Here is a 24,800-nt window from a genome sequence, read left to right on the forward strand (position 1 = left end):
AACTTTTAAAAGATGCCCTTGATTTGAGATACGGCCACAGTGTCAGAGTAGAGGTGGTGGAGATGGGAAACATAAAACAAGCTTTCATCAAGAGGACCGCTCGCGAACTCTTTGACAGGTATCCGGACAAGTTCACGAGGGACTTTGAGCACAACAAGAAAATGGTTCAGGAGCTCACCAACGTTACGAGCAAGACCATCAGAAACAGGATTGCTGGCTACATAACCCGGCTCGTTAGGATGAAGGAAGAGGGCAAAATCCTTTAACGGCCCTCTTTATTCTCTACCCGCTTCCTAAAAGTCGTTCAGGTCTTCCATTATCTTTCTCGGGAGCCTCGGGCCGAGTTCTCTCATGAGCCTCTCGAATTCCCTCTCGTTCTCCTGGGCTATCCTTCTAAGGAGGTTCTCTATGTAGGTCTCCACGAGCAGTCTGACTTCCTCGAGCTCTTGCTTGGTTTTCATAACCTCATCGACTCGCCTCTCAATCTCGTTAAGGAACTGGATTAGCTCGTTTATTTTGGTCTCCACGGGTTCGGTGGACTTTATGAGTTGCCTCGCCTGGGCGTATTCAGCGGTTTGCCTCGGCTTCTTTGGTTCGTACATTTCGGTGCCAAAGGTGTAGGGCGTCAAGAGGACCTCCAGCCTAAAGCCACGCTTTATGGTGTAGTATTTCCTCGGCCTTCCGCGTGGTATCTTTTCCGTTCTGCCCTCTATGAGTCCCGCTCTCTCGAGGATTCGAAGGTGTTCTAAGACGGCCTTTTGACCCACGCCGAGTTCCTGACTGAGCTCGCTCACGAAGTAGGGCCTCTTGGTGAGAAGGATGAGAATCCTACGCCTGGTTTCATTCCCCAGTATGTCCAGCAACTTACCCATCTCGCTCGATTCCATACTCTCACCTCCCTTTCCCTAACCTTAGGTTAGAAAATAGTCTTTAAACCTTTTTCGGTCTAAAGCTGAGTTTAAAAATGGTTGTTGCCTATGTAAACTTGGTGATTGTCATGTTCGAAGCCAAGCTCGTTTGCACTCACTGCGGTGCCGAATATCCCCTGGCATCGGGCATATACAAGTGTCCCAAGTGCGGGGCCCCCCTCGATGTGATCTACCACTACGAGGACATAGCTAACCTCATAGAGGACGACGACCCGTGGTTTAGGGAAAGCCCGCACGTCTGGAAGTATTGGATGTTTCTGCCAGTTTCGAACCTCAAGAGAATAGTCACCCTCAACGAGGGTGGCACGAGGCTCTACAGGCTCAAACGCCTTGAGGAAAAGCTCGACATAGGAAAGCTCTACGTCAAGTATGAGGGCGAGAATCCAACTGGGGCGTTCAAGGACAGGGGTTCGAGCGTTGAGATAACTAAGGCACTCGAATTCCACGCGAGGAGGGTTATAGTGGCCTCAACGGGGAACATGGCGGCGAGCGTTTCAGCCTACGGCGCCAAAGCCGGTCTCGAAGTGACCATAGTGGTTCCAGAGGGCACTCCAGAGGAGAAGTTAACCCAGGCGAGGATGTACGGGGCCAAGGTTGAGGTCTTCGGAAAGACCTACGACGAGGCTTTAGCTGAGGCCGAGAGGAAGGCCGTGGAGGAGGACTACTATTTGACGGGCAACTACCACTACCGTGTGGAGGGACAGAAAACTACGGGCTTTGAAATACTCGACCAGCTCCGCTACAACGTTCCGGACTGGATTATCGTCCCAATCGGTGCTGGAACACACCTCAGGGCCATCTGGAAGGGGGTTAAGGAGTTCTACAAGGTCGGCCTCGTCGAGGATCTGCCGAGGATTGCCGGGGCTCAGATAGAGGGCTACGATGCGATAGTGAAGGCGTGGAAGACGGGTAAGCCGATTGAGAGAATAGAGAAGAAAGTTCCAACGATAGCGAGCGCCATAGCCGTGAAAAAGCCAGTTGACGGGGAGAACGTGATAAAGGCCGTTAATGAGAGCAACGGCCACTTGGATACGGTGACAAACAGGGAAACTGCTGAAGCTGGAATGCTCCTCGGCAGGGAGGGAATCTTCGTGGAGCCCTCATCTGCAACAGCCTTGGCCCTCGCCAAGAAGATGCGCGAGGAGGGGGTAATAGACAAAGATGAAACCGTTGTGGTCGTTGCAACAGGACACGGCCTTAAGGACGTGAAAACGTGGGAGAAAGTTCTTTCAGGGAACTTCGTGATGTAAACGGCACCTCGCCTCGTAGCTTTCCTTTCCCCCTACCATTATCACCGGAGAGTCCCTTGGTGCTGGCTTCCCGTCTATGAGCCTCTGACTCCTCGTTGCCGGTCTTCCGCAGACGGTACAAACGGCCGTGAGGTAGACGATGTTGTCAGCCCTGACGAGCAGTTCCTTCATAACTGGAAACGGCTCGGCCTTGAAGTCGAGGTTGAGACCGCTCGCTATGACGTAAACCCCCTTGTCGGCAAGCTCGTTTAACGCTCCAACGATTTCCATCGGAAAGAACTGGACTTCATCGACCCCTATTACCTCAAAGCCTTCTCTGCTTGTCAGGTCGACTATCATTCGAACCCCATTCTCGTCCGTTGGAACCACATAGGCTTTGTATCTCAGACCGTTGTGGGCAACGACGTCGCTCGTTGAATAGCGGTTGTCTATGCTCGGCTTGAAGAGCGCGACTTTTCTCTTTGCGTAGGCCTGTCTCTCGATTCTCTTTATCAGCTCGCTCGTTTTTCCTGCAAACATCGGGCCCGTAATGACTTCGAGAAAGCCTCCTGGATGCATGGGACCACCGTTTGACCTTGGGTTTGTGCGTTAAATTACCTTCGGAGAAAAGTTTGAAGGAAAGACGAAAAGAAACTTCAAAAGCGGGCACTCCATCAGACGGGCGTAACGTGGCCCCACTTCTCGAGGGCCCTGGCGAGCTCCTTGTGGGTCTTCGCGTATTCATCAAGGGGTATTCCCTGCATTATGGCATCGATTGCCTGCCTGACGGCTCTAGCTCCGGCCTTGGGTCCATCGGGGTGGCCCATCGTTCCACCGCCGAGCTGGAGCACTATATCCTTACCGAGGGCCTCTATGACGGGCTCGATGTTGCCGGGGTGAAGACCTCCTGAGCTAGTCGGGAAGACGGGTTTTATGTGGTAGAACTTCTGCTCAAGGTGGAAGACGTCGTTCTCATCTGGGACGTAGTGGCTCTCGGTGATTATTCTCTTGTACTGGATTACCTCCCACTTGGTTCCCTCGAGCTTTCCGGCACCGGCAGTTCCAACGTGGAGCTGGTCAACACCGATTACCCTTGCGAGTTTCGCCAGAACGAACATCGAGATGCCGTGGTAGGGGTTCCTGTCGAAGGCAGCATGCATCGCCCTGTGGGCGTGCAGAGCTATGCCGTAATCTTCGGCAAGCTCGCGAATGTAATCGAGAACGCCCCATCCAAGGACAACGATGTCAATCATCGCATGTGGAACACCGTAGTCTGCCAAGAGTTCGAGCCTTCTCTCCATTTCCAGAACGGGGGCGGTTATGTTTGCAAACCAGGTCTTCTTCTCTCCTGTCTCGTTTTCTGCCTTCTCCATGGCCTTGGTAACGACCTTGACGCGCTCCTCAAAGCGGTTGTACCACGGGCTTGTGAGGTTCTCATCGTCCTTCAGGTAATCGGCTCCACCCGTGTAGAGGTCGAGGGCAAGCTTGTAGAGTTCCTCAGGGGAGTAGCCGACCTTCGGCTTTGGAACGACACCGTAGAGGGGCCTGTCGTATATTTCAAGTTTCTTCCTCACACCCTCAATACCGAAGGCCGGTCCGGGGTAGTCCCTGAGGAACTTCTCGGGGAGATATATATCCTCGAGGCGAAGCCACTTAACACGCTTCATTCCAAAGATGTTCCCGGCAACACTTGCCAGAAAGCCGGGCATGTTGAAGTCTTCGAAGATATGGAGGGGGTATGCGATTTTTACAATCCAGCTCCCATCGCCCATATCAACGAAGTCGTAAGCTTTGGCCGAAAGGTCGGCCCATCTTTCCTGCTCATACCACTCATAAAGCGTCGTCCAGGTTCCCGTTGAGCTCTCAGCGGCAACGGCTCCTGCCGCCTGCTCTATAGTGTACCCTTCCGCAGGTGTAACGCGGAAAACAGCTATCACGTCCCTCTTCCTGTTTGGCTCGTAGTCCTTGTCCACGTAGTAGTCGTATATTTTGTCGAACTTCTCCACCATTTGCATCACCTCCTCGGTAAACATTCTATAGCATCATGAACTATAAAAAACATACTGCCAAATTATGTGGATTGACGAACTTATATTTTCATAAATGATACGATGTTTGGAAATTCTCTTATCCGTATTTGGACTTTGGAGGTCTTTTTTGCCCTTTCATAATCTTCCACCAAGGGTTGCCGTTTCCCTGTAAACTAGTGAATATCCCAAGGGATTAAAAGTTCTCGACGATTAACTGAAATTGCGCCGATAGACCCATTCAGAGGGCTTCTTTTCCGAAAAGTTTATATATGCCTTCCCTCCTAGAATAGAACGCAGAAACCTGCAAAAAAGAAATAGGAGGTGTTGTGGATGGCTGAGCTTCCAATTGCCCCGGTTGACAGGCTTATTAGGAAGGCCGGTGCCGCTCGCGTTAGCGAGGAGGCCGCCAAGGTCCTCGCCGAGCACCTCGAGGAGAAGGCCCTCGAGATTGCCAAGAAGGCCGTTGCCCTCGCCCAGCACGCCGGCAGGAAGACCGTCAAGGCCGAGGACATCAAGCTTGCCATCAAGAGCTGATGGCTTTTCTTTCCTTTACCATAGTTTTATCCTTTTAACCTCTGGCTCTTCTCCGGGTTTTAAGAGGACAAAACCCGGCTCGTCCCACCTCGGGAACGTTGGAGAACCCGGGTTGAGGAGGTTGACCCTTTTCCCGTACAAACTGAAGGAATCAAAGTAGAAGCGGTGGGTGTGACCAAAGATTAGCAAATCAACTTCCATATCGAGGGCCTTGAGGGTCAAAAACTGGGCGTTGAGCGAAAGGAGCTGGTGGCCGTGTATGAGGCCTATTCTAAGTCCTTGCACTTCTATGGTCTCCTCCTCCGGGAGGTTGAGGTAATCAACGTTTCCCCTAACTGCAACGGTCGGTGCTATCTCCTCAAGCGTTTCGAGCACTTCCGGAGAGGTTATATCCCCAGCGTGGAATATGAGCTCTGGCCTTGTTTCCCTAAGTTTTTCCAAAAGGGGAAGTGGAAGGGCCTTTGCCTTGTCTCCAACGTGGGTGTCGCTCAGTACCGCTATCATACTCACATCGGGACGTTTATTCCAAGTTTTTCAACGAGCTCCTTGTAGCGGTTCCTCACGGTTACCTCTGTAACGTGAGCTACCTCTGCCACTTCACGTTGCGTTTTCTTCTCCCCTTCGAGGAGGGACGCTATGTAGAGAGCAGCGGCGGCCAGGCCTGTGGGCCCTTTTCCGCTGGTTATACCGCGCTTTATGGCCTCGCGAAGGATTTCCTTTGCGCGCTCCTTCGTCCTTGAGCTTACCCCAAGGGCGTCTCCAAAGCGGTCAACGTATTCAATTGGACTCGTAGGACGGAGGTTCAGGTTGAGGCCCCTCGCGAGGAAGCGGTAACTCCTCCCAATTTCCTTCTTGGTTACCTTAGAAACGGCCGCAATCTCGTCGAGGGTCCTCGGGATTCCCTCCATACGGCAGGCCGCGTATAGAGCAGCTGAAACCATTCCCTCTATCGACCTTCCACGGATGAGCTTCTTCATAACGGCTTTCCTGTAGAGGGAAGCGGCGACCTCCTTTACCCTTCTCGGAAGGCGCATCTGTGCCGCCATTCTGTCGAGCTCACTGAGCGCGAAGGCGAGATTCCTCTCGGCGGCATCGTTTATGCGCATTCTTCTCTGCCACATGCGGAGCCTTCTCATCTTCGAGCGATACATCCCGGTTATCTGGTTGCCGTGTATGTCCTTATCGCGCCAGTCTATGTCGGTTGAGAGGCCTTTGTCGTGTATCATAAGCGTCATCGGCGCACCGGTTCTGGCGCGTTTTGCCCTCTGGTCCGGGTCGAAGGCCCTCCACTCCGGCCCCTCATCGACCACGTTCTCCTCAATCACATAACCGCAGACCTTACAGACTATCTCACCCCTTCTGGGGTCGTATATAAACTCCGTTGACCCGCACACGGGACAAACCCTTTTCGGAGTAATCGCTCTCACCCCCTTCTTCTGGGGGCGGGGCGAGAACGCTTGACTCTTCTAGAATCCTTGGTTTTCTTGGCTTTAGCCTTTTTACTAGATTTTTTACCCCTCTTCCTTTTATCCACGTAGAGAAGAGCCCCAACGTACTTCTCGGGATTCTTAACCCTTGGTTTGACGGCAACATAGGGATAATCAACGGGACCGAAAACATCCTTAACAATACCAACGGGCTTCAAATCCTTGTCAACAACGGGTTCGTTGAGCGATGGAACCCAGTTCGTCCTGACTATCAGGAAACCCTGCTTCGCGTAGTGAGAAACCTTCCCCAGGCGCTTCATAGCCCCACCCCAAAACGGCATCTCCTTTTAAACTTTTCGCTTTTTACCTTAAAAGCCTTTTGGTATTCTGAGAAAGGTTTTTAACACCAAATCACAAACAATAAAAGATTGGGACGGGTAAAAATGAGATGCCTTGTCGTCGGTCACGTCGTCAGGGACGTAATAAGGCGCGGTTCGAAAATCGAAGAGAGGCTGGGTGGTGGTGCATACTATTCTGCTCTAGCTCTATCCCGTTTCTGCGACGTTGAGGTTCTTACGAGCTTTTCAACCCTCCCGGAGGAGTGGATTGACGAGCTCCGCTTCCTCGGAAAGTTAACGGTTCTTCCCTCTGAGGAGACGACCTCCTACGAGCTAACCTACATTGACTCCAACAGGCGGGAGCTCAGGCTAATCTCGCGCGCCTCTCCAATCAACGAACTTCCTGTTGGGAGATACGATGCCATACTGCTGAATCCCGTTGCAAACGAGATTCCGGAGGAACTCGTTAAGGAGGCCCTTGACAGGGCTAGGCTTGTCTCCGCAGACGTTCAGGGGTTCATACGCTCACCTGAACCGGGTCCCGTAAGGCTCATCAGGAGGGACGGGTCTTTCCTGAAGGGTGTCAACGTTCTCCACGGGGATGTAAACGAGATTGACTACCTTGCCCTAGACCCTGACTCCTTTGACGTCCTTCTGCTCTCCAACGGGCCCAATCCCGGCACCGCTTACCTCCGTGGAAGACCATATCGTTTTGTTCCCGTTAGAGTGGAGGTGGAGGAATCAACGGGTGCTGGGGACGTCTTTCTCGGGGCCTTCACCGGTTTTTACATGAACTGTCCGTTCATCCAGTCCCTTAAGAGGGCCGTTGCCTTTACGGCGCTCTTCTTAAAGTACCGCTCAGTCGATTTTGGGATGGACGAGGTGAGCGAGCTCTCGAGGAGGGTAACCGTTGAGGCTTTAAGCGGTTGAGCTGAAGAATGAACGACCGATGATGAAACGTCAGCACGCTGAACGCTGATGAGAAGGGACTTCCCTGAGGTGAATGGTATGGACAGATACGTCCTTCTTGTTAAAGCACCCAAGGATGAGGACATAAGCGGATTCAGAGAGGAAGTAAAGAGACTCGCCGAAGAGCACGGTCTAAAGGCCGAGCTCCACAGGTGCATAGGCCTTACAGTGGACGGCGTTATCCTCTACAAAGGTGGCGTCGTTCTCATAAAGAGAAAGAGGGAGCCCTTTAAGGACAGCTTTGCCCTGCCGGGTGGTTTCGTGGAGTACGGGGAAACCGTTGAGGAAGCTTTGAAACGGGAGATGAAGGAAGAGACGGGTCTCGACGTCAGAATCCTGAGAGTGGTGGGGGTTTACTCCGAGCCAGACAGGGACCCGAGGGGGCACACGGTTTCAGTTGCTTTCCTCTGCATCGGAGAGGGTGAGCTCAAAGCCGGCGACGATGCGAAGGAAGTTCACGTCGTCCCTATTGATGAGGCCGAGAAACTTCCTCTGGCCTTTGATCATGCAAAGATACTCAGGGATGCACTTCACCCTAAAGACTGCTGGTGATTGCCATGAGACTTGAATACCCGGCCTTTGGGAAGATAATCGTTGACGGAAAAACCTACGAGCATGACATCGTGGTTTACCCGAGCGGAAGGGTCGAGAAGAGGAAGAAGTGGCTGAGCAAGGGCAAACACAGGACGAGCCACAAGCTCGACCCTGAGGAGCTGAGGGAGTACCTGAGGGAGGACTTCGACGTTCTGATAGTCGGCACGGGTTTTTACGGCTACCTCTCCCTCCTCCCTGAGAGCAGGGCCCTCGTTGAGGGGAAAGGGGTGGTGGAACTTCCCACAGGAAAGGCCGTCGAGCTCTTCAACGAGCTCTGGGGAAAGAAAAGAGTCCTGGGAATCTTTCACGTCACCTGCTGAGGTACCAGAGCAGGAGCGTGTCCACAGCCAGAAGGAAGGGAACTGAAAGGAACCACCTGAGGTACCACAGTCCCCCGGTTATTCCGACGATTAAGCCGTTTACAGCGAGGGTAGCCAGCATTTTCTTCCACGTTGTCTGGGGTAGTGAGACTTCCTCCGCTTTCCAGTAGAACACCGCGAGGGCCGTTCCGGAGGTGGCAACGGGCAGGAGTACCGCCAGTGGGAGAACCTTTAAGGCTTCTGAGGTTTTGAGGGATAAAACTGCTGTAGCGAGTGTCCCAGAAACCACGGGAATCGTTGCCATGGTAATTATCTTTCCCCGAAGGAAGGTTTTCAGCTCCAGTGGGAGAGTCCTGAGAACCTCAAAGGCCCTCCCGTCTATTTTGAGGACGGCATCTATAGAAATCGCCGACGTCCAGCCCACTGCCAGGACGAACCCGAGGGCCGCGCTACCGCTTCCCGAGTTTATTGCCCCTATCAGAGAGGGGATTATGACGACAATCGGCATCAGGAGCCCGGTTAAAAGCGACGTGTTCCGCGAGGCAACCTTGAAGTCCTTTAGCGCTAGCGCCAGGGCCGGGGAATGGAGAGAAATTCTTCCGGTGGTTTTTCTTCCCCCGGTTGCGGTTCCTTCGCTTATTCTCGCCCAGAGCCTCCTGACGGTTAGGACGTAAACCGTCCCGATGACCAACCCATATGCTATGAGAAGGCCGATTGAGAGGAGCGGTTTTTCAACGGTTGAAACGGAGAAGGGATACGCTACCGAGTACCTCTGGAAGACCTCCTTCAGGCCCTCGTAGTGAGTGGCAACGTAACGCTGGAAGTAGTTCAGGCCATAGAAAAGGGACATCACAACTAGAATTCCAAGGGCCTTGAGTGCCGTCTTAACGCCCGAGAACCTTCCGCCGGAGACCCTTCCGAACCGGTCGTATATGAAAAGGCCGAGGGTGTGGCCGAGCATCGTCCCCGTTATCGCCCACGCAAAGCCGAGCAGTCCATTTAATGCTCCAAGCCTTAGAGCCAGTGCAACCGACGGAGCAAGTAGGAAGAGGGCCGTTGGAAGCTCTATGGTGAGGAGAAGAACGCTTAGATACCTCCCCCCAACCTCAATGGGAAGCGACAGCAGGGGCTCAAAGAGGCCGAGCGAGACCGCGTACTGGGCAGTTACGGCCGTTCCGTAGAGGGCCATTATCATGGGTATCATGCAGTAGCTCGCGTATATTACGGCGGAACCTCCGGGGTCCTTTGTGTAGTACACAGCTGGGGAGAGAATAAGCCCGAACAGCGAGTACAGAATTGACTGGCTGATAAGGGCCCTTTTCAGGCTTCCTCCCCTTTTGAAGGCCTTCGAGAACTTTTCCCAGTCCGCCGAAAGCTGGGGGTTTGCCTTCAACCGTCTGTAGGTCATCTCGCGGTAGAGGACGCGTATGATTTCCCATTCCATCAGAAGGCCTCCTTAAGGGCCCTGACGAGCGAGCTGACCTCTTCCTGGCTCTGGGTCAGCTTCAGGAAGACGTCCTCAAGGTTCTCCTCGTGGGCAAAGCTCTTCAGTTCCTCCGGCGTTCCCTCCGCTATTAGCTCGCCGTTGTAGATTATCCCTATCCTGTCGCAGACCGCTTCGGCTATAGCGAGGACGTGGGTGGAGAACACTATGCTCTTCCCCTCCTCCTTGAAGCCGTTGAGGAGCTCCTTCATAATCCGCGCGCTCTTGGGGTCGAGGCCGTTGATTGCCTCATCGAGTATTAGAACCTCTGGGTCGTGGAGGAGGCCCGCTATGATGGAAACCTTTTGCCGTGTTCCAAAGCTCAGCGTTCCTATGAGCTCGCCTACGTACTCCTCTATCCCAAAGGCACTCACAAGCCTCTCAACGCGCTCTTCCAGTTCTCCCTTGGGGATTTTCCTTATGCTTCCGACGAGGGAGAAGAACTCCATAGGGGTTAGGCTCTCGTAGAGAAGGGGCGTTTCCGGGATGTAGCCGGTTATTCTCTTCACATCCATCGGCCTCTCCGCGACGTCTATCCCGTTTACAACGATCTTACCGTCGCTCGGAGGGATTATTCCGGCGAGAATTCTCATTGTGGTGCTCTTTCCGCTCCCGTTCGGTCCGAGGAGGCCGTATATCTCTCCATCGTGAACGGTGAAGGAGATGCCTTTGAGGGTAACCCTCCCGCCGAAGCGCTTGACGAGGTTCTCGACCTCTATCACACTACCACCGGTAGGAAGTACGCCTTTGCGCTAATAAAGTTGCCGGAGATGTGAATGAAAATTTAAGTTTGCTTTTTCTCAAGGTGTGCCCTCTTGACCTCGAGTACGCCGGAATAACTGCACTCGTTCCACCTTTTTTCAACCTCATCGAAGACTATCTTAGCTTTGAAGAAGGGTGCGTCCCTCACAAAGGTCTCGAACTCCCCGCCTTCTCCAGCGACGTGAATCCTGTACTTCTCGTGGAGCTTAACCAGTTCCTCTAGGGCCTTCTCATCTATCCTTCTTCCAAGCCAGCGCTCGTCGAGGCCGTAAGCAGAGACCCCAACCATCACAATGTCGAAGATACCGATAAGCTCTCGCATATACTCGATAGGGTCGCGGTGCCAGGCAGGGGCGAAGCTCTGGATTCCGAGTTCCTTGGCGACTCTATCGACTCTCTTCTTCTGGTATTCACTAGCCAGAGCTCCGGCGACAACGCCGTCTATCTTCAGCCCCTCAAGGACGGCCTTCATGTCCTCTACTTCTTTCTCTTTCTCACCGCTCGTGAAGCCCTTGATGAGGGGAATCCCTATTGCCTTTGCCTGTAGTTCCGTCAGGTGGATGTTGGACACGTGATACATGTAACTTTCCTCGCTCTCGCTGACCATCGAGACGAGGTATTTCACCTCAAACCCCTGCTTCAGAGCCCAGTAGAGAGCGTAGTTGGAATCTTTTCCCCCGGAATAGAGGACGGCAACGCGCATTTCCACCACCGAAAACTTTAAATTACCTGTGGTTAATTTAAATTCGCTTCTCCCAATGATGCCATGCTGAGGGCCTTAAAAAGGTGATGGCGATGCCAGAGACAGCAGTGATTTTAGCTGCAGGCCTCGGAACAAGGATGGGCGGAAGGCCAAAGGGACTCGTCAGAGTCGCGGGAAGGGAGATTCTGTACCGGACGATGACGCTTCTCAAGAGAAACGGCGTTGAGCGCTTCGTCATAGTCACCAACGAACGCTACGCCCCGCTTTACAAGAAGTTCATCGAGAGGCACGGCTTTACCGCGGAGCTGGTTATAAACCCCGAGCCGGAGAAGGGCAACGGGCACTCCCTCCACCTTGCGGAGGAAAAGGTTTCGGGGAAGTTCGTCCTTGTGATGAGCGACCACGTTTATTCAGAGGCCTTCGTTGAAAAAGCCATAGGTGGAAACGGCCTCATAGGGGATAGAAGACCGGGATGGATTGACATCAGCGAGGCAACAAAGGTTAAGGTCAGGAACAACCGGGTAGAGCGCATAGGAAAGAGTCTCAAGAAATGGGACGCCGTTGACACGGGTTTCTTCGTCCTTGACGAGGGGATTTTCAACGTGACGGAAGAGCTTGAGCGCGAGAAGAACGGCGATTACTCGCTCAGCGAGGTCGTTGAGAGGGCAAAACTTCCGGTTACGTTCGTTGACGGTCTCGGCTGGACGGACGTTGATACGCCTGAGGAGATAAAAAGGGCAAGGAGGATGCTGGTTAAGACCGCTGTTAAGGGAATCGGTGATGGATTCGTCAGCAGGCACCTGAACAGGAAAATCTCCACGGAGATAAGCGCTTTCCTTGTGGATAAAGTCACGCCGAACGAAATGACGGCCTTTACCTTCGCCCTGGGAATTCTCTCCGCTCTGTTGACCCTTGTGAGCCTCCCTCTGGCGGGTATCCTTTACCAGCTCAGCTCAATCCTCGACGGTATTGACGGTGAGATAGCGAGGGCATCCCTGAGAACGAGCAGGCTTGGCGGTTACATCGACTCAATCCTCGACCGCTACGTTGACGGGAGTTTTCTGGCCCTGCTGGCCTACTCAACTCTAAGGGAACCGCTCTGGTATCTCGTCGCGCTTTTGGCCCTCCTCGGCTCGGTTATGGTCAGCTACTCGACGGAGAGGTTTAAGGGGGCCTTCTGCAGGGATGCCTACTCTGAAGTACCTGTCCTCAGAAAACTGCCCGGAAAGAGGGATGAGAGGGTCTTTCTCACGATGCTGTTCCTGCTGTATCCCGTTTCAGTCTCTATAAAAGCCCTCTTTGCTTTACTGGCAGTCCTGACGAACCTGCGGGTGGCTCTCACACTCTATTTCATCTCCAGAAAAGTTTCACAACCAAAAACTATTTAACTAATATAAAATATTTGAAAACAACGAAAAGGAGGTGGGAGAAAATGGTCAGGGTTGTTATACTCGGGCAGGGCTACGTGGCAAGCATATTCGCAAGCGGTCTTGAGAAGATAAAGGCCGGAAAGCTCGAGCCCTACGGTGTTCCGCTCGCCAACGAGCTCCCGATTAAGATTGAGGACATAGAGATAGTAGGTTCTTACGACGTTGACAAGGCCAAGGTTGGAAAGGATCTCTATGAGGTTGTTAAAACCTACGACCCAGAGGCCCCGGAGAGCCTCAGGGGAATCACAATCAGGAAGGGTGTTCATCTCGGAAGCCTCAGGAACCTCCCGCTTGAGGCTACCGGCCTAGACGAGGAAATGACGCTCAGCGAGGCCGTTGAAAGGCTCGTCAGCGAGTGGAAGGAGCTCAAACCTGATGTGTTCGTGAACGTCTGCACCACCGAGGCCTTCGTGCCCTTCGAGAGCAGAGAGGAGCTTGAGAAGGCCATCGAGGAGAACAACAGGGACAGGCTCACAGCGACGCAGGTCTACGTTTATGCAGCAGCAAAGTACGCGAAAGAGACCGGGGGAGCGGCTTTCGTCAACGCGATTCCCACATTGATAGCAAACGACCCGGCCTTCGTCGAGCTCGCGAAAGAGAGCAACCTCGTTATCTTCGGCGACGATGGAGCCACTGGTGCAACTCCGCTCACAGCCGACATACTCAGCCACCTCGCCCAGAGGAACCGCTACGTTCTCGACATAGCCCAGTTCAACATCGGCGGAAATCAGGACTTCCTTGCCTTGACGGACAAGGAGCGCAACAGGAGCAAGGAGTTCACCAAGTCGAGCATAGTCAAGGACATCCTTGGTTACGATGCACCGCACTACATAAAGCCCACCGGCTTCCTTGAGCCCCTTGGAGACAAGAAGTTCATAGCGATGCACATCGAGTACGTCAGCTTCAATGGGGCTCACGACGAGCTCGTCATAACCGGCAGGATAAACGACAGCCCGGCACTGGCAGGTCTCCTCGTTGACCTCGTCAGGCTCGGAAAGATAGCCGTTGACAGGAAGGAGTTCGGAACCGTGTACGAGGTCAACGCCTTCTACATGAAGAACCCCGGACCGAAGGAAGCGAAGAACATACCGCGCATCATTGCCCACGAGAAGATGCGCCAGTGGGCTGGATTGAAGCCCAGGTGGCTCTGACGGCAAGCTTTTAACTCCCTTTTCCTATTCTTCTCGGTGGGTGAGAATGAGCTGGAAGAGGGGAGCCTATCCGGAGTTCACCGTTGAAGATGCGGTCGCGGTTCTTTTCCTGATGAAAAACCCCATTGGAAGAAAGACAATTTCGGAACTCCTCGACTTGGGAGAGGGAAGTGTCAGAACGCTGTTAAGGAAGCTTTCAAAGCAGGGACTCATAGAGTCCTCCCAGAGGGGCCACGTCCTGAGCGAGAAGGGCAGGGAACTCATTGGGGAACTTTCGAAGGCCTTCTCTGAAGTTTACTCTGTGGGAAAGGTTGATGGGTTTCCGGCCTACGCGCTTGTTGTGAAGAACCCTCCTGAGTTCAAGAGCATCGAACTCAGGGACGAGGCGATAAGGTTCTTCGCTAGGGGTGCAATGATTCTTCTCGTTAGGAACGGGGAAATCGTTTTTCCTGAGGACGGCAGACCGTTGAAGGAAACGATGCCTGAACTCGCCGAAAGGCTTTCCACCCTCAGGACGGAGGAGGGAGACATGGTAGTTGTTACGTGGGCCGAGAATCCGGCAGATGCGATGAAGAGTGCCTATCACGTTGCCGTGTTTTTGAAGGACGTCCCCGAGGAGATAAAGTCCCTCGTGAGGTGAAAGCGTGAGCCGGCTAATCCTAGCTCTTGACGTCTACGACCGCGAAAGGGCCATGGAAATAGCCCGGCAAACCGCCGAATACCTCTGGGCGATTAAGGTCAACTGGCCACTGATAATCGGCTCGGGCCTTAGAATTATTACAGAGCTGAAGCGGGCGACAGGACTTCCGGTCATAGCTGACTTGAAGCTCGCGGACATTCCGAATACAAACAGGCTGATAGCAAAGAAGGTTTTTGAGGCTAGTGCCGACTACATCATAACCCACGGCTTCGTCGGGCGGGATAGCGTTAAGGCGGTGATGGAGCTCGGAGAGGCGATAATCGTCGTTGAGATGAGCCATCTCGGGGCCAAGGAGTTCATCCAGCCGGCAACGGACAAGCTCATTGAGATGGCCAACGAGCTCAAGCCCTTTGGGGTTATAGCTCCAGCAACGAGACCGGAACGCGTCGTATACATCCGCTCAAAGCTGAAGCCTGGGATTAAGGTGATAACCCCCGGCGTCGGTGCTCAGGGGGGAAAGGCCGGGGACGTTTTAAAAGCCGGTGCCGACTACATAATCGTGGGAAGGGCAATATACCAGAGCGATAACCCGCGGGAGAGCGCGAGAAGGATTTACGAGGAGGTGGAAGCATGGAGCTGAAGGTCAAGCATCCTCTCAGCAAGAAGGAGGTTAAGGAGATAATCCGGGAGATGAGCGAGATTTTTGGGGAGGAGATAGCGAAGAAAATGCTGAACAAAAAGGACCGCGTTGAGCTCGCGGAGTTTGACAAGACCACCGAGATTCTCCTCGTCAACGGAAAGCCCTTCTTCATAAGGCGCAAGGGCCTAATCTTCCCGCTGGTCATAGCGCTCTACGAGCTGTCCAACGATGAGGACCTGAGGAAGTGGCCGAGGCGGGTTGTGGTTGACGAGGGTGCTGTTCCATACATCATCAACGGCGCCGACGTGATGGCGGCGGGGATAGTTGATGCAGACGAGAACATAAGGGAGGGTGACTTCGTCTTCGTGGTTGAGGAGCAGTATGGGAGACCCCTGGCTATCGGAATAGCCCTTATGAGCGGTAAAGCAATGAAGGAGAAGCCCAAGGGAAAAGCTGTGAAGAACATCCACCATGCGAAGGATAAAATCTGGAACGTAACGGTGGGATGAAATGGGGGAAAAGAGGAAAATCAGGGTTCTCGTTGGGGGTGTCTTTGACATCCTTCACGTCGGTCACATCCACTTTTTGAAGCAGGCGAGGGAACTCGGCGACGAGCTTGTCGTTATAGTCGCCCACGACGAAACCGTGAGGATGCAGAAGAGGCGCGACCCAATAAACCCCGCCGAGGACAGGGCGGAGCTCCTGAGGGCGATAAGATACGTGGACGAGGTTTACATAGGCTCTCCCGGGACTATAGACTTTGAGCTGGTCAGGAGGATAAACCCGGACGTCATAGCCATCGGTCCCGACCAGAACTTTAACTGCGAAAAGCTCAAGGAAGACCTCAGGAAACACGGGATAAACGCTCAGGTAATTCGCGTTCCGTACCTCTACAAGAGCGATAGGGCAAAGACGAGCAAGATAATACAGAGGATTGTGGAAACCTACTGCGAGTGATTTGAGACCTTATTTTTACCTCTGATTTGACCTTACCCGGGGTGGGGCCCTAAGGCTTCAGCTTTGAGATGTAATCGCGCAGGAACTCGGGGTCCTCCCTCTTCACAGCACTTAAGAGCTCTTCAAACTTCTTCTCCCCGAGGGCGAGACGGAGGTAGTAGTAGAGGTTGACGGCATCTTCCACTATTGCGCTCTGCCTCCTCCCCTCTTCAGCGTAGAGCTGTATCAGTTTTACGTTCATGTCCCGGCTGACGTAGAGGGTCTTCTGCATCTTCTCCTTCTTCAGGTTGCGCTCCTTCTTTGGCTTTGAGGGCTTCGTCGGCTTCGTGAGCTCGTCTATCGAGCCGTCGAAGAGCTTGGGGATTTTATCCCTCGGCAATCTCAACCACCTCTTTGGCGAGCTTTAGGAAGGCCTTCGCGGCGCGACTCTTACCATCAAATTCAAATATGCTCTTCCCCTCGCTCTGGGCCTTCTCAAGGGCTATGGCTTTGGGAATGGTCGTGAGGATTGGCGCATCTGGATACGTCTCCTTGAGCTCCTTGAGGCGGAGCTTTGGGACCTTCGTCTGCCTTGTGAACTTGTTGGGAACCAGGCCGAGGAGCTTCAGGTTCTCGTTGGTCTCCTCGCGTATCATTCTCATGAGGTTGAACATGAGTTGCATTCCTATGACCCCGAAGTAGCTGAGCTCGAGGGGAATCAGCACGTAGTCGGAAGCGGTCAGCGAGTTAACTAGAAAGATGCCCATGCTCGGCGGGTTGTCAATTAGGACGTAGTCGTAGTCCGGCAGAATGGGTAGTAGTGCCTTTTCAAGCCTCCTTTCACGGTTGTAGGCGTTTATGATTTCGATTTCTTTCGCCGAAAGGTTCAAATGGCTGGGAATAAGGTCGAGGTTTTCCCTTACGTGTATCAGGCTCTCGTCAATCTCGCTTTCTCTGGTCATGAGCGTCCCAACGTGTCTCTCGGCGTAGTCAAGAACCTTCATGCCGATTAGTCCAAAGGTAAGGTTGAACTGGGGGTCAACGTCAACGAGGAGAACCCTCTTCCCCATATCCGCTAGGGCGAAGCCGAGGTTCATCGTCAGGGTGGTCTTCCCGACTCCCCCCTTCTGATTGGCAACGCTGATTACCACTGCCATGGGTTTCACCTAACTAAAGGGGAAATCAGGAGAGGTCCTCGAAGTCGTCAAGGACCCTGCTCACGTATGAGGGAAGTCCTCCCTTCGGCCCTTCTTCCCTCCTCGCTATAGTCTTGTAGAGCTTGTCCTCAAAGGACTCGAAGGTCTTCTTGGGCTTCGCTGGCAGGAGTGCCTCCTTGGGGGCCAGCTGGAGTGCCGTTTCACCCCCGAGGATGTGCGGGCTCTTAACGCCGGTCATTATGACCATGGCCCTGACCATCTTGCCCATGTCCTCGTCAATCCTCGCTCCCCACTTGATTTCGCTCTTCTCGCCGAGTTTTTCGTAGACGACGTTCATGGCCTCGTTGATTTCGCCCAGGCTTACGTCAGGACCAACGGTGAAGTGGACGAGAGCCTTCTCACCGCTTCCGTATTCAACGTCGAGGAGCTTGTTCTGGAGGGCGTTCTTGACAGCATCAACGGCCCTGTTGCTCGAGTCGCTCTCACCGATTCCTATCAATGCAGCGCCACCGTTCTTCATGACGCTGTAAACGTCGGCGAAGTCTATGTTGACCATTGAGGGAAGCTTTATCGTCTCGGTTATTCCCTTCACCATCCTGGCTATTATCTCATCTGCGAAGCGGAAGGCGGCGTTTATCGGGAGCTTTGGAACGAGCTGAAGGAGCTTGTCGTTCTCTATTATCACAACAGTATCTGAGTAGTAGAGGAGAGCCTTAATGCCGGCCTTTGCCTTCTCAATCCTCAGCTTGCCCTCGTTCTTGAAGGGGAACGTTACGACGCTAACCACGAGGGGCTCCCTGAACCTGCCGTTGTGCCTTGCGCGCTCCTTTATGACCCTTGCAACGACTGGAGCCGCTCCCGTTCCGGTTCCGTTACCCATTCCGGCAGTTATGAAGACGAGGTCCGCATCGCCTATAGTCTCGGCTATCTCGTGGGCGCTCGCCTCCGCCGCGCGATAGCCTATCTCGGGGTCTCCGCCGGAACCCTTTCCCTGTGTTATCTCCTTTCCAAGGAGAAGCTTCTTGTGGGCCTTTGCGTGCTTTAAGGCCTGAGCATCGGTGTTCATCGCTATTAACTCCGCTCCCTGGACGCCGAGCTCATAAAGGCGCGTTATTGTGTTGTTACCTGAACCACCGACACCCACAATCGCGATCTTTATCAAATCGTCGTCATCTTCAATAAAATTATCTTCCATTTTTGGTCTCTTCGGCTCATCGTCAAGGTCTATCTTTATCCCTGCCTGTTCGAGCAGTTTAAACACCATATGCCCCAACCCCCAGCGTTGAGTGTGAGCTGATTTAAATCCTCAATTCAAACGGCTTATTTTATGATGTAATCGGGTGTTGAGCGGTTTTCAGCGTCAAGCTGGTAAAGTTCTTTCTTCAGAAGCTCGCGAATTGCCTCGCGGATGATTTCACTCCTGTTGGGGTAAACCCCTTTCTTAACGAGCTGGTCCATTGCGTTTATCAGGCCTTGGGGAAGCTGGACACTTATGATTTTCATTCTGCCCATTCCTGCATCACCACGTGCATTGAACCGCTGTGATAGGTAGTGTTTAATTAGTTAAATACTTTATGCTTCTGTGTTAATATTGTTATAATATCTTTCTCAAAAAATTTTTGGAAAATTCTTTTAAAGATGTAAATCTCAATGGGAAAATGGTGTTTGCGAGGTGATAAGGATAACAGATGACATCTTTATTTCTCGTGTTATAGTTGAGAATGTTGAATCTCTCATTCCATACCTCGGAGGGACTGTTCAATTAGTGAGCATTGAATGCTGGAGAGCTGTTGCATTTGCTTCACTACTTGCTCTCCGAGCCTTTGAAAGGGAAACTAATCATGCAAAAACTCTTGGTGGCGAGCTCCTTCTTCGCTTAGCTGGAACTCTCCAGATAAAGGAGGCAATAAAAAAAGTAGGGGCAAAACCAGGAGAAAACTATTTGGTTGTTTTTGGAGATGAAAACAAGGCAAGGGGTATACTCTTAAAGTTAGGACTTAAAGAAATTCCCCTTCATGAATGTCCTGTAGATGTTACGAAAACTTTTTTTGAAAAATCGGCCCTTATCGAAGTTTTGTAGATAAAAATAACCTTTTTCCAATGTTCAGTTATGGATAGATTTATATACTGCTCTTTTTACACCTCCGGAGTGGCGGGGGGATGAAAAATGCGCTACAAAAAAAGGAAGTATTTTCTTGCAGGAAGAATAAACATAATCCAGCGTTCAAAAATCAGAGAGCTTTTTGAGAAGGCTTCCAAGATGGAAGACGTTATCTCCCTTGGAATAGGTGAGCCTGATTTTGATACTCCGGAGGTCATTAAGGACGCCGCGAAGAGGGCCCTCGATGAGGGCTACACCCACTACACGCCCAACGCGGGCATTCCCGAGTTTAGAGAAGCTATAGCCGAATACTACAAGGACTTCTATAAAGTTGACGTTGAGCTTGACAACATCCTCGTCACCGCTGGCGCTTACGAAGCCACTTATCTGGCGTTCCAGAGTATCCTTGAGCAGGGTGACGACGTTATCATCCCCGACCCGGCCTTCGTCTGCTATGTTGAGGATGCGAAGATAGCCGAGGCCGGAATCATAAGGATTCCCCTGAGGGAGGAGTACAAGTTCCGCCTTAACCCCGATGAGCTCGTTGAGGCGATAACCAAGAGGACGAGGATGATTGTCATCAACTACCCCAACAACCCGACGGGAGCGGTTATGAAGAAGTCCGTCGTCAAGGCAATAGCCGACATAGCTCAAGATTACAACATCTACATCCTCAGCGACGAGCCTTACGAGCACTTCCTCTACGAGGGGGCCAAGCACTACCCTATGATTAAGTACGCTCCCGACAACACAATCCTTGCCAACTCCTTCTCGAAGACCTTTGCCATGACCGGCTGGCGCCTCGGCTTTGCAATAGCTCCCAAGCAGGTCATCCGGGATATGATTAAGCTCCACGCCTACGTCATTGGAAACGTTACTTCCTTTGTCCAGATAGCGGGCATAACGGCCCTCCGCGACAAGAGGAGCTGGGAGGCCGTTGAAAAGATGAGAAAGGTCTATGACGAGAGGAGGAAGCTCGTCCTCAGGTATCTCAACGAGATGCCCCATATACAGCCTTTCAGGCCCAAGGGTGCGTTCTACGTCTGGGTCAAGATTGACCCCGAGCTCGACATGACGAGCGAGGACTTCGCCGAGTGGTTACTCGACAACGCGAAGGTCGTCGTGATTCCGGGAACGGCCTTCGGAAAGCAGGGCGAAGGTTGGGTCAGGATAAGCTACGCAACCGAGAAGGAGAAGCTCATCGAGGCTATGGAGAGAATGAGGGAGGCCCTCTCAAAACTCTGAGGTGGTTTCATGGAAAACCTCATTGCAGTTTTTATAGCCGTATTCTTGGCCGAGTTCGGGGACAAGACCCAGCTGACAACTATAGCCTTCGCTTCCAAGTACGGCTGGAAAACGGCATTTATCGGTGCAATCCTCGCCCTCGCGGCCGTTAATCTCATCGGTGCCCTCGTTGGGGAAGCCCTTGGCGATGTTCTCCCTATGGATTTAATTCACAAGGGCGCCGGGGTTTTGTTTATCGTCTTCGGCGTTCTGATGCTACTCGGAAAGCTTTAGGGGTGGTTGCCATGGAAAAGAGATGGTCAACTGTGTTGATAAACACGGCACTCCTGGCCTCGGGCTTCGGAACCATGCACATGCTGGAAAAGTTTAAGGATGCGGTTCTGACACACTACGGCATAACCGAGGCAATGATGAGTTATCAGCAAACTGCCTTTGTTGTGGGTCTCTTTGTGGCTTTCCTTCTCGGTGGAACGAGTCTCTTCAAGGGTTCCTTCAAGAGGAGCGTGGCTTTAATAGTGAGTTTCGCCGCTATTCCGCAGTTCCTGATTCCATTCATGCCCAACTGGTGGGGTGTTGTTGTCCTCCGCTTCTTCCAGGGCTTTATAGTTGCCCTCATAGCGGTCTTCAGCAACCAGATTGGCAGGCTTTTTGTTGCAGAAAGGCCCTTCGCCAAGGGTGTAATTCTCTCCGGAATATTCTGGGGTGGAATCTACGGCATAAACCTCGCCAAGTGGGCCGGCGGAAGCAACGCGAGCTGGTCCTCCGTTACCGAGGCCTTCATCATCTCCGCTGTCGTAATGTACGTCATGCTTGCAATATGGTGGCTCTTCGTTGAGGACTTCGAGATTCCCAAGGAGAAGCACTCCTCGGGCTCGAACGTCTGGAAGATGCCCTTCACGTGGGTCTTTGGTTTCACGTTCTTCCCCGCTCTTTGGATTATCTTCACACTCGGCTCCTTCACGCTCCACAACGTTAAGTTCAGCGATGCGCAGGTGGCGAATCTCGTCATGACCCTTGAGGTCTCTATGGGCCTCTGGTCCATAATCATGGGCTACCTCGGCTACCGCTTCTCCGTTAAGAACACCAGCAACCGCGGTCTCTTCAAGGCCATCGTGAGTGTCATGACGCTCTCATACGCTGTAACCTTCCTCGGTCTCTTTATCGTCTGGAAGGCCATAAGTGCCAACGACTACACCCTCGCGCTCCTTGGAATAGCGATAACAGGAATCGTGCAGGGAACTGGACCAGCGTTTTGGACCACTGCTCCAGCGGCCTATCCGAAGGAAATCTACCCGGAGGCCAGCTTTGCCCTCGGTCTGATCTCGAACTCAGCGAACGCGGTGGCTCCAAACGTCATGTTCGTCCTCGTCCACAGCGTTACAACGGGAATGATAATCTACCTCGGCATGGCCCTGCTTGGGATAGTGCTCCTCCTCGTCTCGAGCAGGATGAAGCTTCCGGTTGAGGAGCTTTCCTAACCCCTCTTTTTTATCACGTGGATGTCCCTGACTAGGCGGTGCCTTTCTTCGTAGTCGAGGTATCTCCCCAGGACCTCAAAGCCGAGCTTTCCAAGCCATCTCCGCTCCTTCCGGTAGATGCTTCCGTCCCTCAGCCTGTAAGCCGGGAACACAAAAACGACCCTTCCGTTCCTCTTCAACACGTCGGCAAAGCTCTCGAAGACCGAATAGTAAAAACGGTCGAGCTCGTTGGCCATCTTTATGGCCTCTCCTCGACCAGGATTCCTCTTTAGGGGCTTTCCGAGGTAGGGTTCCGTAACTATCGCGTCAAAGCGCTCGCGGAAGCATCTTTTGAGCTTCCTGGCGTCGCAGACCTCTATTCTGGCAGAGTTCTTGACTCTAAACTCCCTCCTCAGCCACTCGATGTTCCTCCTCGCCTCCCTCACCCTCTCCGGGTCGCGGTCGCTCCCGTAAGCGGACAATCCCTGGAGGACGAACTCCTGGAGGACTGTTCCAATCCCGCAGAAGGGGTCGAGGAATTTCCCTTTCTTGACTTCGGTGAGGTTCACCATTACCCTGGCGAGCCTCGGCGGGATGGAAAGGATTGGCCTCTGGACGGGTCTCTCAACGTCGAGCTTCTTCAGCTCGAAGGGGTTGGTAACCCTAATCGTTTCCCCGACGAGAAAGCTCCCGTCGACCCTGAAGAGGAACACCACGTCCTTAACTTCCGGAAAGTCCTTCAGGATTAACTCGGCCGGCATGGAATAGACCCTGGCCGGCTTGAAGAACTTCGCCGGTCCTGTTTCTTTGAAGTGCCTCTTTACCTCGCTCCCAAGCTTCCTCCAGAGCTTCCAGTCGTCTCTTCCGTACAGGCTTACCGTGAAGAGTCTGGCGTATTCGAGGTCTCTGATGGCTTCCTCTCCTTCTCCAACGATTCTGAGTAACTTGAGCGAACCTCCGAGCCAGCGGAAGTGTCTCTCCACTGAGGGCTTTGACTCAAAGACAATCCACTTGTTTGATTCCTCCAAAGGCTTAACCCTTAGGCCAAAGCGCCTTGAGAAGGAGAAGAACTCGGCCTTCCCCAGCTCTGGATTCTTTCCCAAAATGACTCCATACATGGATTGCGCTCCGGGTAAGCTTTTAAAAATCTTCCGAGTAATTAAGATAAGGCTAAACCGGTGATTAGAATGCTTGTAGTGGAAGTGCTGGAATCAGCTAAGGATATTCCTGATCCCTACATGAGGACTATCACTTACGCAAGAATAGGTGAGGAACTTGCGAAGAAAGGACATTCACTTTACAAGCGTGCTTTTCTCAATGCTTTCGAGTCTCTAGCCTCTATAGAAGATCCTTTTCTCGTCCTTAAAGCTCTGCTCTCCATAGGAATCTCTATGGGTAGGGCCAAGATCAAAGCCTACAGAAAGGTGTTTTCAAGAGTTTTCAGTGAGTCTAAAAGTTTAGCCCCCCAGCAGAGGGATGAAATCCTTAAAACGGCCTCTCTAGCTCTTTTAAGTCTGGGCGATATTGGGGAAGCGATAACATTTGCCATTGAAATCTCCACCAATGATCTTAAACAGGCTACCCTTGTTTCTCTTGTTCGAGGACTTTCACATTCTCTTGAGATCAAGCCAATTAAAACGGCATACCGGCTCAGAAAAATGAGACTTATACTGGAATATATAACCGATGAACCGCACCGTTCTAAGGCACTCCTTGAGCTTTCTAAGACACTGATAACCTTGGGTAGCTATGAGGGGGCTTTTTCAACCGTAAAAGAGATGGGTTCTAAGGAATGGGCAAAGCGAGCTTTTAAAGAGCTTGCTTTTCGCCTCAGCGAGCTTGGGGTCATTGAAAAATATGCAGATTCCTTTGTTATCCTTGCAGAGGAACTTTCAAGGAAGTTCGGTGAAAATTTAGTTCTTGAACTTTCCACGGCTTTAGCCCTCGCAGGTAGAGGAAAGCTTGCTGTTCAGACGCTTAGAAGGGCGAATCAAATGAATCTCTTTGAAAACGTAGCCTTAGACATTCTTGAGAAAAATCCACATGCACTGAAAGACTTTTTAGAAGCTCTATCCGATGAAGAGGCCCGAACAGTTGGTAAAACGTTAATGAATGCGATCCTTGAAGAACCGACACCTGAAAAAAGGAACATAGTGAACACAATTGCACGGTTCGTTCGCTCTGAGGAAGTGCTGGCAAAGATTGCCAGATTTTATGTGTTGATAAACGATGTTGAATCCGCGAGGAAAATAGGTCTCGTTCTTCAAAATCAGAGGCTCCGCTCAATAGTTATGGCTGACGTAGCCCATCACTACCTCAAACAAGGTGACGTTGAGAAGGCCATTGACACCGCCCTTGAAGTCAGGGACAGGCGCTTTGCTTCAATACTCATGTCGGAAATCCTCATAAAGGCCCTTCAAGAAGAGTTAAAGGGGTTGGGCGATGGAAAGGTTAAGGTCGCTAATAGGAAAGCGGGAGAACAGGCTTGACTTCATTAGGGACATGGTTTCCCTTCTTCTTTCCCGGGAGGACGTGTATTCCAATGAGGCCCTTTTCAGGGACGCCGTTGAGGAGGTTTACTCCCTTTTAAAGGCAGAACTCCGCTCCGGCAACTTTGAGGTTCTCGATGCCTACGAAACGGCGGTAGTTTTAAGGGCCGTTGTGTTCAAAGAAAAACTTGACGTTAGGGCTCTATTGGGGAAGCTTCTCGACCAGCTGGGGTGAT

At 52.3% G+C, this 24,800-nt stretch carries 32 protein-coding genes; 18 read left to right on the forward strand and 14 right to left on the reverse strand.

Translation table 11 applies throughout. The features are described 5' to 3' along the window. The first annotated feature begins 62 nt into the window (after positions 1 to 62). A complete protein-coding gene (locus tag MVG27_RS07970) occupies positions 63 to 266 on the forward strand; it encodes a 30S ribosomal protein S17e (RefSeq protein ID WP_297550703.1) in 204 nt (67 codons plus the stop codon). Between the two features lie 27 nt (positions 267 to 293). On the opposite strand, the gene MVG27_RS07975 is transcribed toward MVG27_RS07970, so the two are convergent. Next, positions 294 to 887, reverse strand: a complete 594-nt coding sequence (locus MVG27_RS07975; RefSeq protein WP_297550680.1) for an ArsR family transcriptional regulator — start codon at positions 885 to 887, stop codon at positions 294 to 296. A 110-nt stretch (positions 888 to 997) separates the two neighbouring features. Between MVG27_RS07975 and thrC the strand changes: the two genes are divergently transcribed. Then, positions 998 to 2,179 (forward strand): threonine synthase, encoded by a 1,182-nt coding sequence (thrC, locus tag MVG27_RS07980; RefSeq protein WP_297550705.1) that lies wholly within the window; start codon positions 998 to 1,000, stop codon positions 2,177 to 2,179. Here the strand turns inward: thrC and MVG27_RS07985 are convergent. Next, positions 2,159 to 2,737, reverse strand: coding sequence for a thymidine kinase (locus tag MVG27_RS07985; RefSeq protein ID WP_297550682.1), 579 nt, complete (start codon positions 2,735 to 2,737; stop codon positions 2,159 to 2,161). The genes thrC and MVG27_RS07985 overlap by 21 nt on opposite strands. Before the next feature lie 95 nt (positions 2,738 to 2,832). Continuing rightward, positions 2,833 to 4,167 (reverse strand): type III ribulose-bisphosphate carboxylase, encoded by a 1,335-nt coding sequence (gene rbcL, locus MVG27_RS07990; RefSeq protein WP_297550707.1) that lies wholly within the window; start codon positions 4,165 to 4,167, stop codon positions 2,833 to 2,835. A gap of 351 nt (positions 4,168 to 4,518) precedes the next feature. On the opposite strand from rbcL, the gene hpkB reads away from it, so the two are divergent. Next, positions 4,519 to 4,722: an archaeal histone HpkB gene (hpkB, locus tag MVG27_RS07995; protein WP_011251239.1), complete on the forward strand. Its 204-nt coding sequence runs from the start codon at positions 4,519 to 4,521 to the stop codon at positions 4,720 to 4,722. Positions 4,723 to 4,737: 15 nt separating this feature from the next. On the opposite strand, the gene MVG27_RS08000 is transcribed toward hpkB, so the two are convergent. Genes MVG27_RS08000 through MVG27_RS08010 form a run of 3 tightly spaced genes read right to left on the reverse strand, consistent with a single transcriptional unit; the run spans position 4,738 to position 6,469 of the window. Beyond that, positions 4,738 to 5,226, reverse strand: a complete 489-nt coding sequence (locus tag MVG27_RS08000) for a metallophosphoesterase (protein WP_297550683.1) — start codon at positions 5,224 to 5,226, stop codon at positions 4,738 to 4,740. 2 nt (positions 5,227 to 5,228) lie between these two features. Then, entirely contained in the window at positions 5,229 to 6,140 is a 912-nt protein-coding gene (locus tag MVG27_RS08005; RefSeq protein ID WP_297062681.1) for a transcription initiation factor IIB, read from the reverse strand. A 5-nt stretch (positions 6,141 to 6,145) separates the two neighbouring features. Next, the gene (locus MVG27_RS08010) at positions 6,146 to 6,469 is read right to left on the reverse strand and encodes a Gar1/Naf1 family protein (RefSeq protein WP_297550685.1); all 324 of its coding nucleotides are present in this window, start codon (positions 6,467 to 6,469) and stop codon (positions 6,146 to 6,148) included. A gap of 108 nt (positions 6,470 to 6,577) precedes the next feature. Here MVG27_RS08010 and MVG27_RS08015 point away from each other — a divergent pair, with 108 nt between their 5' ends. The 3 genes from MVG27_RS08015 (at position 6,578) to MVG27_RS08025 (ending at position 8,370) form a co-directional block, all read left to right on the forward strand. After that, on the forward strand, positions 6,578 to 7,417 hold the full coding sequence (locus MVG27_RS08015) for a carbohydrate kinase (RefSeq protein WP_366078983.1): 840 nt from the start codon (positions 6,578 to 6,580) through the stop codon (positions 7,415 to 7,417). Between the two features lie 78 nt (positions 7,418 to 7,495). Beyond that, entirely contained in the window at positions 7,496 to 8,008 is a 513-nt protein-coding gene (locus MVG27_RS08020) for an NUDIX hydrolase (RefSeq protein WP_297550686.1), read from the forward strand. Positions 8,009 to 8,013: 5 nt separating this feature from the next. Then, complete coding sequence (locus tag MVG27_RS08025; RefSeq protein ID WP_297550688.1) at positions 8,014 to 8,370, forward strand: Mth938-like domain-containing protein; 357 nt, start codon at positions 8,014 to 8,016, stop codon at positions 8,368 to 8,370. On the opposite strand, the gene MVG27_RS08030 is transcribed toward MVG27_RS08025, so the two are convergent. The 3 genes from MVG27_RS08030 to MVG27_RS08040 form a co-directional block, all read right to left on the reverse strand. Continuing rightward, a complete protein-coding gene (locus MVG27_RS08030) occupies positions 8,360 to 9,814 on the reverse strand; it encodes a hypothetical protein (RefSeq protein WP_297550691.1) in 1,455 nt (484 codons plus the stop codon). The genes MVG27_RS08025 and MVG27_RS08030 overlap by 11 nt on opposite strands. Next, positions 9,814 to 10,575 carry an ABC transporter ATP-binding protein gene (locus tag MVG27_RS08035; protein WP_297550692.1) on the reverse strand — a complete coding sequence of 254 codons (762 nt, stop codon included), beginning with the start codon at positions 10,573 to 10,575 and terminating at the stop codon, positions 9,814 to 9,816. Before MVG27_RS08035 ends, MVG27_RS08030 begins: the two co-directional genes overlap by 1 nt. A gap of 62 nt (positions 10,576 to 10,637) precedes the next feature. Beyond that, a complete protein-coding gene (locus MVG27_RS08040) occupies positions 10,638 to 11,318 on the reverse strand; it encodes a TIGR00289 family protein (RefSeq protein ID WP_297550711.1) in 681 nt (226 codons plus the stop codon). 86 nt (positions 11,319 to 11,404) lie between these two features. Between MVG27_RS08040 and MVG27_RS08045 the strand changes: the two genes are divergently transcribed. Genes MVG27_RS08045 through MVG27_RS08070 form a run of 6 tightly spaced genes read left to right on the forward strand, consistent with a single transcriptional unit; the run spans position 11,405 to position 16,136 of the window. After that, entirely contained in the window at positions 11,405 to 12,706 is a 1,302-nt protein-coding gene (locus MVG27_RS08045) for a bifunctional L-myo-inositol-1-phosphate cytidylyltransferase/CDP-L-myo-inositol myo-inositolphosphotransferase (RefSeq protein ID WP_297556472.1), read from the forward strand. 44 nt (positions 12,707 to 12,750) lie between these two features. Further along, positions 12,751 to 13,899: an inositol-3-phosphate synthase gene (locus MVG27_RS08050; protein WP_297548582.1), complete on the forward strand. Its 1,149-nt coding sequence runs from the start codon at positions 12,751 to 12,753 to the stop codon at positions 13,897 to 13,899. Between the two features lie 46 nt (positions 13,900 to 13,945). Continuing rightward, on the forward strand, positions 13,946 to 14,539 hold the full coding sequence (locus tag MVG27_RS08055) for a DUF4443 domain-containing protein (RefSeq protein ID WP_297548584.1): 594 nt from the start codon (positions 13,946 to 13,948) through the stop codon (positions 14,537 to 14,539). A gap of 4 nt (positions 14,540 to 14,543) precedes the next feature. Further along, on the forward strand, positions 14,544 to 15,179 hold the full coding sequence (pyrF, locus tag MVG27_RS08060) for an orotidine-5'-phosphate decarboxylase (RefSeq protein WP_297548587.1): 636 nt from the start codon (positions 14,544 to 14,546) through the stop codon (positions 15,177 to 15,179). Further along, complete coding sequence (locus MVG27_RS08065) at positions 15,170 to 15,688, forward strand: RNA-binding protein (protein ID WP_297548589.1); 519 nt, start codon at positions 15,170 to 15,172, stop codon at positions 15,686 to 15,688. Before pyrF ends, MVG27_RS08065 begins: the two co-directional genes overlap by 10 nt. Before the next feature lies 1 nt (position 15,689). Continuing rightward, on the forward strand, positions 15,690 to 16,136 hold the full coding sequence (locus MVG27_RS08070; protein WP_297467377.1) for an FAD synthase: 447 nt from the start codon (positions 15,690 to 15,692) through the stop codon (positions 16,134 to 16,136). A 49-nt stretch (positions 16,137 to 16,185) separates the two neighbouring features. On the opposite strand, the gene MVG27_RS08075 is transcribed toward MVG27_RS08070, so the two are convergent. Genes MVG27_RS08075 through MVG27_RS08090 form a run of 4 tightly spaced genes read right to left on the reverse strand, consistent with a single transcriptional unit; the run spans position 16,186 to position 18,784 of the window. Then, complete coding sequence (locus tag MVG27_RS08075) at positions 16,186 to 16,515, reverse strand: CopG family transcriptional regulator (protein WP_297467379.1); 330 nt, start codon at positions 16,513 to 16,515, stop codon at positions 16,186 to 16,188. After that, positions 16,502 to 17,272: a ParA family protein gene (locus MVG27_RS08080; RefSeq protein ID WP_297548591.1), complete on the reverse strand. Its 771-nt coding sequence runs from the start codon at positions 17,270 to 17,272 to the stop codon at positions 16,502 to 16,504. The genes MVG27_RS08075 and MVG27_RS08080 overlap by 14 nt, the downstream gene beginning before the upstream one ends. A gap of 25 nt (positions 17,273 to 17,297) precedes the next feature. Continuing rightward, entirely contained in the window at positions 17,298 to 18,536 is a 1,239-nt protein-coding gene (gene ftsZ / locus MVG27_RS08085) for a cell division protein FtsZ (RefSeq protein ID WP_297548593.1), read from the reverse strand. 56 nt (positions 18,537 to 18,592) lie between these two features. After that, on the reverse strand, positions 18,593 to 18,784 hold the full coding sequence (locus MVG27_RS08090; protein WP_297548595.1) for a ribbon-helix-helix domain-containing protein: 192 nt from the start codon (positions 18,782 to 18,784) through the stop codon (positions 18,593 to 18,595). Between the two features lie 160 nt (positions 18,785 to 18,944). Here MVG27_RS08090 and cgi121 point away from each other — a divergent pair, with 160 nt between their 5' ends. The 4 genes from cgi121 (at position 18,945) to MVG27_RS08110 (ending at position 22,096) form a co-directional block, all read left to right on the forward strand. Beyond that, complete coding sequence (cgi121, locus tag MVG27_RS08095) at positions 18,945 to 19,352, forward strand: KEOPS complex subunit Cgi121 (RefSeq protein WP_297548597.1); 408 nt, start codon at positions 18,945 to 18,947, stop codon at positions 19,350 to 19,352. Between the two features lie 87 nt (positions 19,353 to 19,439). Continuing rightward, positions 19,440 to 20,618: a pyridoxal phosphate-dependent aminotransferase gene (locus tag MVG27_RS08100; RefSeq protein WP_297548599.1), complete on the forward strand. Its 1,179-nt coding sequence runs from the start codon at positions 19,440 to 19,442 to the stop codon at positions 20,616 to 20,618. 9 nt (positions 20,619 to 20,627) lie between these two features. Continuing rightward, complete coding sequence (locus MVG27_RS08105) at positions 20,628 to 20,891, forward strand: TMEM165/GDT1 family protein (protein ID WP_297548601.1); 264 nt, start codon at positions 20,628 to 20,630, stop codon at positions 20,889 to 20,891. An 11-nt stretch (positions 20,892 to 20,902) separates the two neighbouring features. Continuing rightward, positions 20,903 to 22,096 carry an MFS transporter gene (locus MVG27_RS08110; RefSeq protein WP_297548603.1) on the forward strand — a complete coding sequence of 398 codons (1,194 nt, stop codon included), beginning with the start codon at positions 20,903 to 20,905 and terminating at the stop codon, positions 22,094 to 22,096. On the opposite strand, the gene MVG27_RS08115 is transcribed toward MVG27_RS08110, so the two are convergent. After that, positions 22,093 to 23,193, reverse strand: a complete 1,101-nt coding sequence (locus tag MVG27_RS08115; protein ID WP_297548605.1) for a TRM11 family methyltransferase — start codon at positions 23,191 to 23,193, stop codon at positions 22,093 to 22,095. The two genes, MVG27_RS08110 and MVG27_RS08115, sit on opposite strands and share 4 nt — an antisense overlap. 69 nt (positions 23,194 to 23,262) lie before the next feature. On the opposite strand from MVG27_RS08115, the gene MVG27_RS08120 reads away from it, so the two are divergent. Then, positions 23,263 to 24,564: a prenyltransferase gene (locus MVG27_RS08120; protein WP_297548607.1), complete on the forward strand. Its 1,302-nt coding sequence runs from the start codon at positions 23,263 to 23,265 to the stop codon at positions 24,562 to 24,564. After that, on the forward strand, positions 24,518 to 24,799 hold the full coding sequence (locus MVG27_RS08125; RefSeq protein ID WP_297468082.1) for a hypothetical protein: 282 nt from the start codon (positions 24,518 to 24,520) through the stop codon (positions 24,797 to 24,799). The genes MVG27_RS08120 and MVG27_RS08125 overlap by 47 nt, the downstream gene beginning before the upstream one ends. Position 24,800: the final 1 nt, after the last annotated feature.

The sequence above is a fragment of the Thermococcus sp. genome (assembly GCF_027011145.1).
Taxonomy (GTDB): domain Archaea; phylum Methanobacteriota_B; class Thermococci; order Thermococcales; family Thermococcaceae; genus Thermococcus.